12 protein-coding genes are annotated in these 16042 nt (G+C 70.9%); 9 read left to right on the forward strand and 3 right to left on the reverse strand.

Annotation, left to right across the window (positions count from 1 at the left end; translation table 11 throughout):
* Nucleotides 1–3 precede the first annotated feature (3 nt).
* The gene (locus ACIOD2_RS10775) at nucleotides 4–963 is read left to right on the forward strand and encodes an aldo/keto reductase (RefSeq protein ID WP_400536569.1); all 960 of its coding nucleotides are present in this window, start codon (nucleotides 4–6) and stop codon (nucleotides 961–963) included.
* 16 nt (nucleotides 964–979) lie between these two features.
* On the opposite strand, the gene ACIOD2_RS10780 is transcribed toward ACIOD2_RS10775, so the two are convergent.
* A complete protein-coding gene (locus ACIOD2_RS10780; RefSeq protein WP_400536570.1) occupies nucleotides 980–2344 on the reverse strand; it encodes a wax ester/triacylglycerol synthase family O-acyltransferase in 1365 nt (454 codons plus the stop codon).
* A gap of 96 nt (nucleotides 2345–2440) precedes the next feature.
* Here ACIOD2_RS10780 and ACIOD2_RS10785 point away from each other — a divergent pair, with 96 nt between their 5' ends.
* Genes ACIOD2_RS10785 through ACIOD2_RS10810 form a run of 6 tightly spaced genes read left to right on the forward strand, consistent with a single transcriptional unit; the run spans nucleotide 2441 to nucleotide 10486 of the window.
* Nucleotides 2441–3619 carry an NAD(P)/FAD-dependent oxidoreductase gene (locus ACIOD2_RS10785; protein ID WP_400536571.1) on the forward strand — a complete coding sequence of 393 codons (1179 nt, stop codon included), beginning with the start codon at nucleotides 2441–2443 and terminating at the stop codon, nucleotides 3617–3619.
* A 44-nt stretch (nucleotides 3620–3663) separates the two neighbouring features.
* Nucleotides 3664–5286 (forward strand): thiamine pyrophosphate-binding protein, encoded by a 1623-nt coding sequence (locus tag ACIOD2_RS10790; protein ID WP_323323041.1) that lies wholly within the window; start codon nucleotides 3664–3666, stop codon nucleotides 5284–5286.
* Complete coding sequence (locus ACIOD2_RS10795) at nucleotides 5283–7313, forward strand: hydantoinase/oxoprolinase family protein (RefSeq protein WP_400536572.1); 2031 nt, start codon at nucleotides 5283–5285, stop codon at nucleotides 7311–7313. Before ACIOD2_RS10790 ends, ACIOD2_RS10795 begins: the two co-directional genes overlap by 4 nt.
* On the forward strand, nucleotides 7310–9010 hold the full coding sequence (locus ACIOD2_RS10800; RefSeq protein ID WP_400536573.1) for a hydantoinase B/oxoprolinase family protein: 1701 nt from the start codon (nucleotides 7310–7312) through the stop codon (nucleotides 9008–9010). Before ACIOD2_RS10795 ends, ACIOD2_RS10800 begins: the two co-directional genes overlap by 4 nt.
* A complete protein-coding gene (locus ACIOD2_RS10805) occupies nucleotides 9010–9795 on the forward strand; it encodes an SDR family NAD(P)-dependent oxidoreductase (protein ID WP_400536574.1) in 786 nt (261 codons plus the stop codon). Before ACIOD2_RS10800 ends, ACIOD2_RS10805 begins: the two co-directional genes overlap by 1 nt.
* A gap of 10 nt (nucleotides 9796–9805) precedes the next feature.
* A complete protein-coding gene (locus tag ACIOD2_RS10810; protein ID WP_400536575.1) occupies nucleotides 9806–10486 on the forward strand; it encodes a GntR family transcriptional regulator in 681 nt (226 codons plus the stop codon).
* Nucleotides 10487–10490: 4 nt separating this feature from the next.
* Here the strand turns inward: ACIOD2_RS10810 and ACIOD2_RS10815 are convergent, their stop codons facing one another.
* Together ACIOD2_RS10815 and ACIOD2_RS10820 are read right to left on the reverse strand one after the other, a co-directional pair.
* Nucleotides 10491–10952, reverse strand: coding sequence for a hypothetical protein (locus tag ACIOD2_RS10815; RefSeq protein ID WP_400536576.1), 462 nt, complete (start codon nucleotides 10950–10952; stop codon nucleotides 10491–10493).
* A gap of 172 nt (nucleotides 10953–11124) precedes the next feature.
* On the reverse strand, nucleotides 11125–13089 hold the full coding sequence (locus ACIOD2_RS10820) for an NPCBM/NEW2 domain-containing protein (RefSeq protein WP_400536577.1): 1965 nt from the start codon (nucleotides 13087–13089) through the stop codon (nucleotides 11125–11127).
* Nucleotides 13090–13243: 154 nt separating this feature from the next.
* Here ACIOD2_RS10820 and ACIOD2_RS10825 point away from each other — a divergent pair, with 154 nt between their 5' ends.
* On the forward strand, nucleotides 13244–14437 hold the full coding sequence (locus tag ACIOD2_RS10825) for a CaiB/BaiF CoA transferase family protein (protein WP_400536578.1): 1194 nt from the start codon (nucleotides 13244–13246) through the stop codon (nucleotides 14435–14437).
* A gap of 324 nt (nucleotides 14438–14761) precedes the next feature.
* The gene (locus ACIOD2_RS10830; protein WP_400536579.1) at nucleotides 14762–16027 is read left to right on the forward strand and encodes an aspartate aminotransferase family protein; all 1266 of its coding nucleotides are present in this window, start codon (nucleotides 14762–14764) and stop codon (nucleotides 16025–16027) included.
* The last annotated feature ends 15 nt before the right edge of the window (nucleotides 16028–16042 follow it).

Raw genomic sequence — 16042 nt, forward strand, 5'->3', positions numbered from 1 at the left:
CGTATGCGTACGACGATCTTGGGCCGCAGCGGCCTCGAAGTCTCGAGGATCGCCTTCGGGACCTGGCAGCTCGGCGGAGACTGGGGCGCCTTCGATGAGGACACCGCGATCGCGGCGATCCACCACGCCCGCGCGCTCGGCGTGAACTTCTTCGACACCGCGCAGGCGTACGGCCGCGGGCGGTCCGAGGTGCTGCTCGGGCGGGCACTGAACGGGATCCAGGACGTCGTCGTCGCCACCAAGGGCGGGATCAACCCGCGGGCGGAACGGCCGCGCGACTCCCGGCGCGCGTGGCTCACCCAGGGCCTCGACGAGAGCTTGCGCAACCTCGGCCGCGAGCACATCGACGTCTACCAGGTGCACTGGCCCGATCCGGACACCCCGGCGGCCGAGGTCGCCGGGCTGATGCAGGAGTTCGTCGACGCCGGCAAGGTCCGGCACGTCGGCGTGTCCAACTACAACGCCGCGCAGCTGGCCGCCTTCGACGGGACGCGTCCCGTCGAGACGCTGCAGCCGCCGTACCACCTCTTTCGCCGCGGCATCGAGACCGACCCGCTGCCCTACGCCCGCGCGCACGACATCGGCGTGTTCGTCTACAGCCCGCTCGGCAGCGGCCTGCTCACCGGCGCGTTCACCCCGGACAGCACGTTCGAAAGCACCGACTGGCGATCGCGTTCATCCGCGTTCCAGGGGGACAACCTGCGCCGCAACCTGAAGATCGTCGACGAACTCCAGGCCTTCGCCGCGCACCGGGACATCAGCGTCAGCCAGCTCGCCATCGCCTGGACGCTCGCGCGGCCCGGGGTGCACGCCGCCATCGTCGGCGCGCGTAGGCCGCAGCACATCGAGGCGAGTCTGGCCGCGGCCGACATCACGCTGACGTCGGACGACTTGGCCGAGATCGACCGCATCACCGCCGACGCCGTGCAGATCGCCGGCGCCGCGCCGGAGGGCGTCGCCTAGTCCACTTCGGACAGACCTACTTGACGGCGGCTTCCAGCTCCACCAGCGCGGTGTCGAGGTGCGTCAGGATGCGCTGCAGGTGCGGGACGCTGCGGCGGCAGCCGGTGATGCCGAAGTCGAGGTTGTCGCCGTTGCTGGTGAGCGTGATGTTCACGGCCTGGCCGTCGAGCAGCACCGACGCCGGGTAGATGCCGTCGAGCTGCGCGCCGTTCCAGTACATCTGCTTGCGGGGGCCGGGCACGTTCGAGATCACCAGGTTGAACGGCGGCCGCGTGTTGTTCACGACGCCCGGTATCGGCGAAACGCCCAATTGCGCCACGTTGATCCCGGACAGCAGCAGCGTCTGCAACGGCGTCAGCTCCGAGAACAGCCGCTTGCCGTTGCGCATCGACTGGTGGATCGCGCCCAGCCGCTTGCCCGCGTCCGGCAGGTCGGTGGCCAGGTTGCACAGCAGCGCGCCGATGTTGTTGCCCGTTGCCTCACCCGGATCGGTCTTGCGGCGCAACGAAACCGGCACCATCGCGATCATCGGCGCGTCCGGCAGCGCGCGCTGCTCGATGAGGTAGTCCCGCAGCGCGCCCGAGCACATCGCGAGCACGACGTCGTTGCGCGACACCCCGGCCGCGCTGGCCACCTGCCGCACGCGGTCGAGCGACCACGACTGCGCCGCGAACCGGCGCGCGCCGCCGATCGGCACGTTGAACATCGTCCGCGGCGCCTGGCCGGGCAGGGTCACCGTGTGCTCGCTGAACGCTTCCCGCGCCACCTTCACCGCGGCCGGCGCCAGGCTCGCGATCTGGTTGACCGTCTTGCCGGCGGTGTCCAGCAGCGACCGCGGGCTCCTGGTGCGACCTTCGCCCGGTTTGCGCCGGGTGCCCCACCAGGGCGGGCAGTCCATGTCCGACGGGTCGTCCGACAGCGTGCCCTGCAGGTGGCGCAGCGCCGAGACGCCGTCCATCAGCGCGTGGTGGACCTTTGTGTAGACGGCGAACCGGCCGTCGGCCAGGCCTTCGACGAGGTGGATCTCCCACAGCGGCCGGTGCCGGTCGAGCAGGGTGCCGTGCCAGCGGCCGGCGAGCTCCAGCAGTTCGCGGATGCGACCCGGCTGCGGCAGCGCGGAGTGCCGGAAGTGGTAGTCGAGCTCGAGCTCGGCGTCGGTCGACCAGGCGACGTGCCCGAGCGTGTTCACCGGACGTGCCGGGCGGCGGCGGAAGATCGGCCGCATGTTGTCCGAATCGAGCAGGTTCCGGCGAAGACCGCTGAGGTAGTCCGGGCCGGCGCCGTCCGGTTTCTTGAACAGCTGCAGGCCGCCGACGTGCATCGGGTGCTCGCGCGACTCCACCAGGAGGAACATCGAGTCGGTCACCGGCATCATCGGCATCGGGTACCACCTTCCGCGCGCGGAGCGTCGCTGCCCCGGTGGGCCGACTCTACGCGTTCGGTTGCCACCGGTGGATCACGTTCTACATTGGCGAGTATGACCGTCCGCAGCGCCGGGGAAACGTCCCTGCCACAGATGGCCGAAGTCGTGGTGATCGGCGGCGGGGTGATCGGGGTGAGCTGCGCGTTCCGGTTGGCCGAGGCCGGAGTCGACGTCCTGCTGCTGGAGCGCGACGGCCTGGGTGAGGGCTCGACGGCGAAGGCCGCGGGCGGCATCCGGTCGTCGTTCACCAGGCCTGTGAACGTCGAGCTGGGGCTGCGCGGGCTCGCGGAGTACAGCGCTTTCCGGGAGCGGTTCGGCACCGAGATCGACTTCCGCCGCGACGGCTACCTCTACCTGATCACCGACCCCGCGGACGTGCCCGCAATCGGACATTGCGCGGAGCTGCAGCGCGCGCACGGCGTCCGGAGCTACCTGCTCGATCCCGTGGAGGTGCGGGACGTCCTCCCGCTGCTCGAACCGGACGGCGTCGTCGCGGCGCTCTGGTCGCCGGACGACGCGAAGGCGACGCCGGACGCGGTCGTCCAGGGGTATGCCGGAGCTGCACGCTCCCGCGGCGCGCAGCTCCGGACCGGCGTTGAGGTCACCGGGATCGAACGGGACGGTTATGTCCTGACCGGCGTGCGCACGACGGCGGGCTTCGTCCGGACGGGCGCGGTGGTGTGCGCTGCGGGGGCATGGTCGGGGCGTGTCGGCGAGCTGGCCGGGCTGGACCTGCCGGTGCGCCCGTTCCGGCGGCAGGTCGTGTTCACCGGGCCGGTGCCCGAGCTGCCGGAGTCGGTGCCGCTGACCATCGAGATGCCGTCGGCGTTCTACTTCCACCGCGAAGGTGCAGGCCTGGCGATGTCCTTTTGCGAGGACGACGGCTTCCCGGGCTTCGGCACGCACTACGAGGCGGGCGAGTGGCTGCCGCGGCTGGCCGAGCTGGCCGGGCGGCGGATCCCGGCCGTGCTGGACGCCGGCATCCGCACGGCGTGGGCCGGGCTGTACGAGATGACGCCGGACCGCAACCAGATCATCGGGGAAAGCGTCCTCCTGTCGCGGTTCTTCTACGCGACCGGCTTCTCCGGCCACGGCTTCCAGATGGGCCCGGCCACCGGGGAGCTGATCCGGGACCTCTACCTGGGGCGGCCGACGTCGGTGGACATCGCCGAGCTGGACGTCCGCCGGTTCGCGACGGCCGGTAGCGCACCGGCGGAGCACAACATCGTCTAGGGGTTGATTGCCAGATCGTTCAACGATCTGGCAGTATCCGGGCCGTGGCTGTGAGTGGTGCGCGGGAGCTGGCGGACGCGCTGAAGGCGCTGGGAACGGAGATCGCCTTCGGCCTGCCGGGGGTGCACAACCTGCCCTTGTGGGAGGCGTTCGCCGAGGTCGGCATCAAGCTCGTCGGGGTCCGCCACGAACAGACCGCCGGATACGCCGCCGACGGGTACGCCCGCGCCACCGGGAAGCTCGGCGTCGCGCTGGTCACCACCGGGCCCGGCGCCGCCAACACGCTCGGCGCGGTCGGCGAGGCCATGGCGTCCGCCGCTCCGGTGCTGGTCATCGCCACCGACATCCCCTCGACGCTGCGGCGCCCCGGTGTCGTGCGCGGGGTGCTGCACGAGACGTCGGACCAGCAGGCGATGTTCGCGCCGATCACCAAGGGCGGCTTCACCGTCCGCGCGGCCGACCAGATCGGGACGACCGTGCACCGCGCGGCGCGGCTCGCGCTGCAGCCGCAGAGCGGCCCGGTGTACCTCGGCGTGCCGACCGACTACCTGCGCGAGTCCGTGCCGCACCGGCGCCCGCCCGCGCCGCACCGCAAGCCCGAGAGCGACGTCCCCGACCTCGCCCGCGCCGAGGCGCTGCTGTCCGACGCGCAGCGCCCGCTGATCTGGGCCGGTGGTGGCGCGCTGCGTTCGGGTGCGGGCGAAGCGATCGGGGCGCTCGCGGAGAAGCTGGCCGCGCCGGTGATCACCACGTTCGCCGCCCGCGGCCTGCTGCCGCTCGACCACCCCTGCCTGGCGCCGAACCCGGTGCACACGCCGGAGGTCGGCGAGCTGTGGGACGAGGCCGACGTCGTGCTCGCCATCGGCACCGACTTCGACGGCCTGATGACGCAGAACTGGCTGATGCCCCAGCCACCCCAGCTCATCGCGATCAACGTCGACGCCGACGACGCCGCCAAGAACTACCCGCCGGACCTGACGCTGGTCGGGGACGCGCGCGCGATCGTCGAGCGGCTGCTGCCGAAGCAGCGGGACGGCCTCGACGACATCACGCTGCGGCTGGCCGGCATCGGCCGCCGGGTCCGCCAGCGGATCCGCGAGGAGGAACCGCAGGCGTTCGACCTGCTGTCCACTTTGGACGAAGTGCTGCCGACGGACGCGGTGCTGGTGTCGGACATGTGTGTCGCCGGCTACTGGGTCGGTGGCTTCCACCGGGTTCGGGCGCCGCGCAAGCTCGCCTACCCGATGGGCTGGGGCACTCTCGGTTACGGCTTCCCGGCCTCGCTCGGCGCCGCCGCGGCCGGCACCGGCCGGGCCATCTGCATCACCGGTGACGGCGGCTTCCTCTACGCCTGCGGTGATCTCGCGACGCTCGCGCAGGAACAGCTGCCGGTCACGGTGGTCGTGGTCGACGACGGCGGTTACGGCATGCTGCGCTACGACCAGGAGCGGGAAGGCCTGCCGCGCCGCGGGGTCGACTGGGACAGCCCCGACTTCGTCGGTCTGGCCCGCTCCTTCGGGGTGCACGCCGACCGCGTGTCCGGGTTCGGGCGCGCGTTCCGGCGGCTGCTCGGGGAGTTCGTCGAGTCGGACGAGCCGAACGTGCTGGTCGTGAAGGCCAAGCTGAAGCCGCCGCTGAACACTTCGCCGCGGTGGTACCGCAAGTGAAGGTCGGTGTCGACATCGGTGGCACGTTCACCGACCTCTGCGCGGTGGACGGCACCGGGATCGTCGCCGTCGGCAAGGTGCTGACCACGCACGACGAGCCGGCCCGCGCCGTCGAGGAGGGTCTGGCCGCGCTCTTCACCGGCGCCGGGATCGCCGCGAGCGACGTCGAGCAGGTCGTGCACGGGACGACCCTGGTGACCAACGCGCTGATCGAGCGCAAGGGCTCGCGCACCGCGCTGCTCGCGACCGCCGGTTTCCGCGACGTCCTCGAAATGCGCCGCGAGCACCGGTACGAGCTGTACGACCTGGCCATCGAGCTGCCCGAGCCGCTGGTCCCGCGGCACCTGCGGTTCGACGTCCCGGAACGGATCCTCGCCGACGGGTCCGTCCACATCGGACTCGACGAGGAGTACGTGCGCAGGCTCGGGCGCGAGCTGGCGGCCCGCGGGATCGGCGCGGTCGCGATCTGCTTCCTGCACGCCTTCACCAACCCGGCGCACGAACGGCGCGCGGCCGAGGTGCTCGCCGAGGTCGCGCCCGGGCTGCGGGTCGCGCTGTCGTCGGAGGTCGTGCCCGAGATCCGCGAGTTCGAGCGCGCGTCGACCACGGTCGCGAACGTCTACGTCCAGGACCTCACCGAGCGCTACCTACGCGATCTCGAACACCGGTTGCGACGCCTCGGGGTCACCGGCGCGCCGCACATCATGCTGTCCAACGGCGGTCTGGCCACTGTGGACACCGCGGCCCGGTACCCCATCCGCATCCTCGAGTCCGGCCCAGCCGGCGGCGCGATCGCCGCGGCGTCGCTGGGGCCCGCGGACCTGCTGGCCTTCGACATGGGCGGCACGACGGCGAAACTCTGCCTGATCGCCGACGGCGCGCCGCTCGTGACGCACCAGTTCGAAGTGGACCGGAAGTACCGGCTGCTGCCCGGGTCCGGGCTGCCGGTGCAGGTGCCGGTCATCGACATGATCGAGATCGGTGTCGGCGGCGGGTCGATCGCCCGGATCGACGCGCTGGGGCTGCTGACCGTCGGCCCCGACTCGGCCGGGTCCGAACCCGGCCCCGCGTGTTACGGCCGCGGTGGCACCGAGCCCACGGTCACCGACGCCGACCTGGTGCTCGGCTACCTCGACCCGGATTACTTCCTGGGCGGCGGGATGGCGCTCGACGCGTCGGCTGCGCGTGAAGCGTTAGGCCGCATTGCCGAAAAGCTGGGCGTCAGCGTCGAAGAGGCCGCGTGGGGCATCCACACGAGCGTCAACGAGGACATGGCGAACGCCGCGCGCGTGCACGCCGTCGAGCGCGGGCAGGATCCCGCGAAACTGCCGATGTACACCTTCGGCGGCGCGGGCCCGGTGCACGGCGCCGGTGTCGCCCGCGCACTCGGGGCGCCGTCGATCGTCGCGCCGCCGGCCGCCGGGGTGCTCAGCGCGGCCGGGTTCCTCACCGCGCCGCTGGCGTTCGACTTCGTCCGGTCGGCCCGCGCGGCCGTGCTCGACCTGTCGTGGGAGCAGGTCGACGCGCTGTTCGCGGAGATGGAGGCCGAAGGCGCGGCGCTGCTCGCGAAGTCCGGTGTGGACAACGTGACACACCGGCGGATCGCCGAGATGCGCTACTCCGGGCAGGGGTACGAAATCCGCGTGCCGGTGCACGGCGGCAGCTGGCCGGGCACCCTGATCGACGAGTTCACGGCGACCTACCGCGCGCTCTACCGGCGCTCCGGGCCCGAAGTCGGCGTCGAAGTGCTGAACTGGCGGGTCGTCTCCAGCGGGCCGGCCCCGGACGTCACCCTCCGCCTGGCCTCGGCCGAGTCCGCGGGAGATGCGCGCAAGGGCAGCCGCCAGGCCTACTTCCCGGCGGCAGGTGGATTTGTCGACACCGCCGTGTTCGATCGGTACCGGCTCGAGCCCGGTGACCGCGTCGACGGTCCGGCCATCGTGGAGGAACGTGAGTCCACTGTGGTCGTCCCACCCGGTGCCCACTGCGTCGTCCGAGGTGATGCGGGACTGGAGGTGACGGTGTGACGGTCGATCCCATCCTGGTGGGACTGTTCGCCAACCGGCTGCACTCGATCCTCGCCGAACAGCAGAACGCGCTGGTCAACACGGCCTTCTCCGCGGTGGTCCGCGAATCGCTCGACCTGGCGTGCGCGGTGTTCGACTCCCGCGGCGAGATGATCGGGCAGTCCGTCGGCGGCACCCCCGGTCACATCAACGCGATGGCGACCGGCATGCACCACTTCGTCGCCGCGTACCCACCCGACCAGCTCGAACCCGGCGATGTGCTGCTCACCAACGACCCGTGGCAGACCGCCGGGCAGATCAACGACATCACCGTGGCGACGCCGGTGTTCCTGCGCGGCCGGCTGGTCGCGTGGTTCGCGTCGTGCTGCCACGCGCCGGACATCGGCGGCCGGCTCGTGTCCGCCGAGGCGCACGAGGTCTTCGAAGAAGGCCTGCGCCTGCCGATCCTCAATTTCCTCCGCGCGGGTGAGGTCAACGCCGATCTGGAACGGCTGATCCGCGCCAACGTGCGCACGCCGGAGGAGACCATCGGCGACCTGTACGCGCAGGTCACCGGCAACGAGGTCGGGGCGGCGAGCCTGCTGCGGCTGCTGGAGGAGTTCGGGCTCGGCTCGCTCGACGACGTCGCCGCCGAGATCATGAACCGCTCCGAAAAGGCCCTGCGGGACGCGCTGCGGGAGCTGCCCGACGGGACGTACACCAACGAGATCACCACCGACGGTTTCGACGACGAAGAGATCGTCCTGCGCGTCAAGGCCACTGTGGACGGTGACGAGATCCACCTCGACTTCGCAGGCTCGTCGCCGCAGAGCCGCCGCGGGATCAACGTCGTGCTCAACTACACCCGGGCGTACGCGTCGTTCGCCGTCAAGGCGGCGATCTCGCCGGCGGTGCCGCACAACGCCGGGTCGTTCCGGCCGGTGCACGTGTCCGCGCCCGAGGGGTCGGTGCTGAACTGCCTGCCGCCGGCGCCGGTCGCGTCGCGGCACCTGATCGGGCACTTCCTGCCGTCACTGCTGATCGGCGCGCTGCCCGGCACCGCGATCGCGCCGAGCGCGGACGCGCTGTGGATGACGATCTGGCGTGGCCCGGGGTTCATGCTCAACGTCTTCCAGACCGGTGGCATGGGCGCGCGGGCGGACAAGGACGGCTTGAACACCACGGGTTTCCCGAGTGGACTCCGTTCGACGCCGACCGAGGTCATCGAGACGATGGCGCCGCTCGTGCAGCGTTCTCGTGAGCTGCGCGTGGATTCCGGCGGGGCGGGACGGCGACGCGGCGGCCTCGGACAGGTGACCACGATGGTGGCGCGTGACGTGGATTCCTGGAGTGTCAACGGGAACGTCGACCGCGTACGGGCGGCAGCGTCCGGTGTGGACGGTGGCGGCCCGGGCTCACCCGGACGGTTCGGCCTGCGCGGCGGAGCCGACCTGCCGTCGAAGAGCCGCGTTACGCTCGCCGCGGAGTCCGTTGTGGACGTCACGCTCCCCGGCGGTGGCGGTTACGGGCCGCCGCGGGAACGGCCGGTGGCGGCGGTCCTCGCCGACGTCGTCGAGGGGTACGTCTCGGTGGCGGCGGCGCGCGAGGTGTACGGCGTCGAAGTGCGGTACCTCGGGGAAACGGACACACTCGTCCGGATGCCGGAGGACTACGCGGTGGACGAAGACCAGACAGCACGACTGAGAGCGGGTAAGTGATGGGTCGGTTGGCCGGCAAGGTGGCGGTCGTCTTCGGCGGCGCGCGGGGGATCGGCCTCGCCACGGTGAAGGAGTTCCTCGCCGAGGGCGCGACGGTGTTCGCCTCCGACATCCGCGAGCCCGCCGAGAAGATCGACGGCTGCCGGCACGAGATCGTCGACGCCACCGACGAGAAGCAGGTCGACGCCTTCGTCGACGGGGTCCTCGCCGAGGCCGGGCGGATCGACGTGCTGTTCAACAACGTCGGCATCCACCTCGGCAAGCCGCTGGCCGACACGACGCTGGCCGAGTTCGACAACATCTTCGCGCTCAACGTGCGGGCCGCGTTCCTCGGCACCCGCGCCGTGCTGCCGCACATGATCGAGCGCAAGGCGGGCAGCATCGTCACGACGTCGTCCAACGGCGGCGTGATGGGCCGCCCCGCCGACCCGGTGTACAACGCCACCAAGCACGCGCTGGTCGGGCTGACGAAGTCGATCGCCGTCGCCCACGCGCACCAGGGCATCCGTGCCAACACGGTGAACCCGGGCGCGATCGACACCGACATGCTGCGCAGCACGCTCGCTTCGGCCGAGGAGTTCGAGACCAAGCAGCACCAGCTCGTCGCGAGCACCCCGGCGGCCCGCGTCGGCGAGGCGTGGGAGGTCGCGAAGGCCGTGGTGTTCCTGGCCAGCGACGAATCCAGGTTCGTCAACGGTGTCGTGCTGCCGATCGACGGCGCGAAGGCCGCGGGGGCGATGCCGGGCAACCGGTACAGCCTCGACTTCGAACTCGGCGTCAGGTAGCGGTGCCGGGATGTCCACTGTGGACGCCTCGGGGCTGGAGCGCGAGCGGCACCTGCTCGAGCGCAGCGGCACGGCCGAGCGGGTCGCGGCGATCCTGCGCCAGTACATCACCGACGGCGTTTTCGCCCCCGGTGAACGGCTTTCCGAGCCGGTGATCAGCTCGGCGCTGGGCGTTTCGCGCAACACGCTGCGCGAGTCGTTCCAGCTGCTGGCCCACGAACGGCTGGCCGTGCACGAGCTGAACCGCGGCGTGTTCGTGCGCGAACTGACCACCGAGGACATCGAAGACCTCTACGTCGTGCGCCGGGCCACCGAATGCGGGGCCTTGCGCCGCGCGGCCGAGTTGTCCACTGTGGATCTTTCGGCGGCCGAGGCGGCGCTGCGTGACGGCCGCGAGGCGGCGAAGACGTCCGACTGGACGGCCGTCGGCACCGCGAGCATCCACTTCCACCAGGCGCTGGCCGACCTCGCCGGCAGCGAGCGGATCTCCGCCACGATGCGCCAGGTGCTCGCCGAGACCCGGTTGTTCTTCGTGCTCAACGAGAACACCCGGGAGTTCTACGAGCCGTTCCTGGAGTGCCACGAGCAGATCCTGGAAGACCTGAGGCGTGGCCGGTTCGACGTCGCGGAGGCGGCGCTGGACCGCTACCTCCGCGACGCCGAAGCCCTGCTCATCGACCTCAGCGAGTGACGGCTTATCCGGCGAACACGAAACTGTCGTCGCCGGTGATCACCTTGGCGGTTCCGGACACCACCGAAAGGCGGCCCACGCCCTGGTTGCGGACCAGCTCCGGGGAGTTCGTGGCGGCGTCGACGACGGTGAACGACTGGCCGTCGACGAGCTTTCCCTGGGGGTTGGCGACGTAGAAGTTCTTCGTGCCGGGCCAGCGCTCGCCCTTGTTGTTCTGCGCGTAGAGGTAGAAGGTGCTGCTGCCGATGCGCGGTACCGGCACGCCGATCGTGCGGCTCTCGTACTTGGGCACCTTGTACCAGCCCCAGGACTCCGATCCCTTGTCGTGGACCCAGCACACCGCGAAGTAGAGTGCTTTCCGGTCCTTGTTGTGGACGGTCAGGCCGCACTCCACGCATTGCTGGAGCCATTTGTACAGCCGGTACCCGCCTCCGACGACGTGCGCGGCGGTGAATGGGTCGATCATCGTTTTCCTCTGCGGTAACTCATGGTGCTACCTGGCGCGGAAAGCGGCCCCGGGGTGTCCCGTGCCCCGTCCGGGAGTCGTCCGCCGACTTGGGGCTGTTACACACAAAAGGAAAACGCCGCCCCCGGCCGGAGGGGGCCGGGGGCGGCGGGTGGTGCGTGAATTCCCTGCCTCAGCAGGTGATCGTGGCGTTCGCCCAGTCGGCGTGGTCGTTGGTGTTGCCGTCGCCGCCGTCGTTCACCGACAGCTCCAGCACCTGGACGCCCGACAGCTGGGCAGACAGAGGCTGGGCCTGGTCACCGGGGTGCATGACGCCGGTGGCGGCCAGCTCCTTGCCGTCGCCGAGCAGGCGGAACCCCGCGCTGCCACCGGAGTTCTCGTCGTCCATCCCGACCAGCGCGCTGACCGACGTGCAGCCCGCACCCACGTAGATCCGGACGCTCGACGGGGCGTGGGCGCCGATCCCGTCGTCGTACCCGGTGCCGGCGATGGTGATCTTGTGGCCGTCACCCGCGTCGGCCTCGCCGTTGCTCGTGCCGCGTTCGACCGGGCCCCAGCCGTTGTCCGAGGACATCCACGGCGCCTTCGACAGCGCGGTCGTGCCCGACGGCGGCCGCGAGACCAGCGGCGACGTGCCTTCCGACGTCAGGTCGCGCTTGCCCCACAGTGTCAGGTAGCTCGCCTTCGCGGTGAGGGTGACGTGGTCGCCCGACGGGGAAACCGGCTTGAAGGTGACCTCCTTCTGCCAGCTCTTGCCCGGCAGGACGACCGGCGTCGTGAACGAGCCGGGGCCGTCCAGCTTCCAGCCCGCGGGCGCCGTGACGGTGGTCCGGACGTCCGCGATCGGCGTGCTGCCGTCGTTGGTCACCTTGAGCGTCGTCGTCAGCGGACGGTCGGCGGGCACGTAGTCCGGGCTCGGCAGGGCCAGCGTCGTCATCGGCGCGGCCGCCGGGTGCGTGGCCGGCCAGACGCGGAACACGGCCGAGCCGTGGGAGGGGACGGCTGCGCGGAGTGTCCCGGCCGTCTCGGTTTCGGTGCCGCTCCAGAGGTCGCGGACGCGGTAGTCGTGGCCCTTGAGACCGAGGTCCTTCGCCGTCGTGCTCATCGCCGCGGTCGCGGAACCGCGGTTGAACAGCACGACCGCGGCCGAGCCGTCGGACATCGGCTTGGCCCAGACCTCGGTGTCACCGTCGTCGCGGATCTTGTGGCCCTGGGTGCCCGCCCAGTCCTGGTCGAGCGCGATGACGTCCTTGTTCTCCAGGATCTTCTTGCTCGCCGCCGACATCGCGGGCAGGTCGTTCCCGGCCAGCAGCGGTGCGTTCAGCAGCGCCCAGAGCGAGAAGTGCGAGCGGTACTCGGCGTCGGTCATGCCGCCGTTGCCGACCTCGAGCATGTCCGGGTCGTTCCAGCCGCCGGGACCGGAGTACTTCTCCAGGCCGACCTGCTGGTCGAGGATGCCGGTCATGCTGCCCCAGTTGTCACTGATGTCGCCGGTGGTGCGCCAGAGCTGCGCGCCGGCGTCGCGGCCCCAGGTCCACGGGTCGTTCTCGCCCCATTCGCAGAGCGCGTAGATCATCGGGCGGCCGGTCTTCTTGATCGCGTCGCCCATCTTCGTGTAGCGCTCGATCGCCGGGCGGCCCTGGTTGTTGCAGTTGTCGTACTTGAGGTAGTCGACGTCCCAGTCGGCGAACGACTGCGCGTCCGCCTCCTCGTGGTCGAGCGCGCCGGGCATGGTCTTCTGGCAGGTCTGCGTGCCCGCGCTGGTGTAGATGCCGAGCTTGAGGCCGAGCCCGTGGACGTAGTCGGCGAGCGCCTTGATGCCGTGCGGGAACTTCTCGTGGCTGGCCTCGAGCTTGCCGTCGGCCGTGCGGTTCTGTTCGGCCCAGCAGTCGTCGATGTTGACGTACTGGTAACCCGCGTCCTTCATGCCGGAGGAAACCAGCGCGTCGGCGGCGCCGCGGATCAGGTCCTCGTTGATGTCACAGCCGAACTTGTTCCAGCTGTTCCAGCCCATGGGCGGGCGGTCGCCGACCCGCTGGGCGGCGAAGTACTGGGGTTCCGCGGCCGCGGCCTGAGTGATCGTGACCATCGACGTGCAGACGGCCAGTACGGCCGCCATCCCGACAAGACGACGCATCGTTCCCTCCCGGAGTGCGCAACTCTGCACAAACTCACTCAACAATCAACACGATGGGTGTGATCGCCGTCTACGTCCGTTAGTAGGAAATCCGTTCACCGGGGTGCGCGAGGTAGAAAGGGGGCCGGACGCCGAGCCCGACGAGGAGCCGTTGATGCCCCCTGCCCCTGACGGATTCCGGCCGCTGGACGGGATCAAGGTCGTCGACCTCTCCCGCATCCTCGCCGGGCCGTACTGCACGCAGTACCTCGGCGAGATGGGCGCCGACGTGGTGAAGGTCGAGCCGCCGGGCCACGGTGACGACACCCGCGGCTGGGGACCGCCGTTCGTCGGCGACGAGGCCGTCTACTACCTCGCGGCGAACCGGAACAAGCGCGGGATCGTGCTCGACCTGAAGAGCGAGCGGGGCCGTGGCGCGCTGCGCCGGCTGGTCGCGGGCGCCGACGTGCTCGTCGAGAACTTCCGGCCGGGCACGCTGGAGAAGTGGGGGATCGACTTCGCCGCGTTGTCGGCGCTGAACCCGCGGCTGATCCACGTGTCGATCACCGGGTTCGGGCAGACCGGGCCGTACCGCGACCGCGCGGGCTACGACCTGGTCGCGCAGGCCCTCGGCGGCGTCATGTCGCTGACCGGCGAGCCCGGCGGCGCGCCGGCGAAGGTCGGGCTGCCGGTGGCCGACCTGAACGCCGGGACGTGGGCGATCATCGCGGTGCTGATGGCGCTGCAGGCCCGGCACACCACCGGCCGCGGCCAGTACCTCGACGTGTCCCTTTTGGACAGTCAGCTGGCCTGGCACATCTACGCGGCGGGTGCGGTGTTCTACGACGCGCCGCGGCCGCGCCGGATGGGCTCGGCGCACCCGAGCATCGTCCCGTACCAGGCGTACCACGTTTCGGACGGCTGGCTGATCATCGCCGTGGGCAGTGAGAAGCTGTGGCACGCGTTCTGCGGCGTGCTCGGGTTGGACGTCGCCGCGGATCCGCGGTTCTCGTCGAACGCCGCGCGGGCAGCGCACCGGGATGACTTGAACGCGCTGCTGGAGCCGGTGCTCCTGACCCGCGCGGCCGCGGACTGGCTGAAGGCGTTCGACGACGCGGGCATCCCGGCGGCGCCGATCAACGAGATCGACGACGTGTACGCGGACCCGTGGACCGCGGCGCGGGACCAGGTGGTGCGGTTGCCGCACCCGACGGTGGGGACTTACGTGGGCAACGGGTTTCCGGTGAAGGCTTCGGACACACCGGCGCGGCCGACGTCCGCGCCGCCGACGCTGGGGCAGCACACTTCGGAGGTGCTGGCGGAGCTGGGTTATTCGGAAGCCGAGATCGCGGAGTTCATCTCGGGCTGATGTCCGATTGCGAGGTGCAGTTCCTGCCGGTGTCCGATTGCGAGACTCACGTTCCGCTGGTGTCCGTTTGTGGGGTGCAGCTCGGGCGAGTGTCCGGTTGTGGGGTGCGGCTCGGGCGGGTGTCCGGTTGTGGGGTGCGGCTCGGGCGGGTGTCCGATTGTGGAGTGCAGCTTCCGCGGGTGTCCGATTGTGGCGTTCACGCCTGGCTGACGTCCGATTGCCGTGCCGATCCGGCCAGGTCGGGCTGCCGGACTGTGCACGATGGAGTGTTCGCGCTCGATGCTTCGCCCTGGTAAGGATGGGGGCGGGACCTGAGGAGGACCGATGTCAGCACAGCCGAAGCACGCCCTCTGGCACCCGTTTGCCGACATGGGGGCCGTCGACGGGGATCGGATGGTCATCACCCGTGGGGCGGGCTCCTACGTCTGGGACGACGGCGGGCGGCGGTACTTCGATGCCACCGCGTCGCTCTGGTACGCCAACTTCGGGCACGGGCGGCCGGAGATCACCGAAGCCGTCAGCAAGCAGTTGCAGGCGCTCGACTCGTACAACCTGTTCGGCTACAACGCGAACGAGCCGGCGATCGAGCTCGCCGACCGCGTCGCCGAGCTGGCGCCCACCCCCGGGTCGAAGGTGTTCTTCGGGTCCGGTGGCGGGGACGTCATCGACACCGCCGTGAAGCTCGCGCGCGCCTACTTCGCGCAGACCGGACGGCCGGAGAAGGCGCACGTCATCGGCCGGACGCAGGGGTACCACGGCACGCACGGGTTCGGCACCGCCGTCGGCGGGATCCCCGCCAACGCCGCGGGGGTCGGGCCGCAGCCGCCGGAGTTCTCGCACGTTCCGTTCGACAGCGCGGACGCGCTCGAGGCCGAGATCCAGCGCGTGGGCGCGGACCGGGTGGCGGCGTTCTTCTGCGAACCCGTCATCGGCGCGGGCGGGGTGCTGCTGCCGCCGGACGGGTACATCGAGGCGGTCGCGGAGATCTGCCGGCGCCACGACGTGCTGTTCGTCGCGGACTGCGTCATCGCCGCCTGGGGCCGGCTCGGCACCTGGTTCGGCATCGACCGCTGGTCGGTGCAGCCGGACATGATCACGACGGCGAAGGGCATCACCGGCGGGACCATCCCGCTCGGCGCGCTCGTCGTGGCCCCGCGGGTGGCCGAGCCGTTCTTCACCGGGGCGCCGGGCGCGCCGATCTTCCGCCACGGCGCGACGTACGCCGGGCACCCGGTGGCCTGCGCGGCGGGCCTCGCCACGCTGGACATCTACGAGCGTGACGGCCTGATCCCACGCGGACGCGAACTCGAGAAGCCGCTCGCCGACGCCGTCGCCGGTGTCAGCGACCACCCGCTGGTCAAGGAGGTCCGCGCCGGCCTGGGCTTCCTCGCCGCGGTGGAGCTGACGGGCGACGTCATGGACGCCGACCCGGGCGCCCCGGTGAAGCTGCAGCGCGCGTGCCGGGACGAAGGGGTGATCGTGCGCAACCTCGGGCGCGGGATCGCCGTGTCACCGCCGCTGGTCGCGGCCGAACCGGAGCTGGACCTGCTGGCCACGGCGTTGCCGAAGGCCCTGGACCGCCTGCGCTGAAAAGTGAACGGCTCA

This window comes from Amycolatopsis sp. NPDC088138, assembly GCF_044741685.1.
Classification (GTDB): Bacteria; Actinomycetota; Actinomycetes; order Mycobacteriales; family Pseudonocardiaceae; genus Amycolatopsis.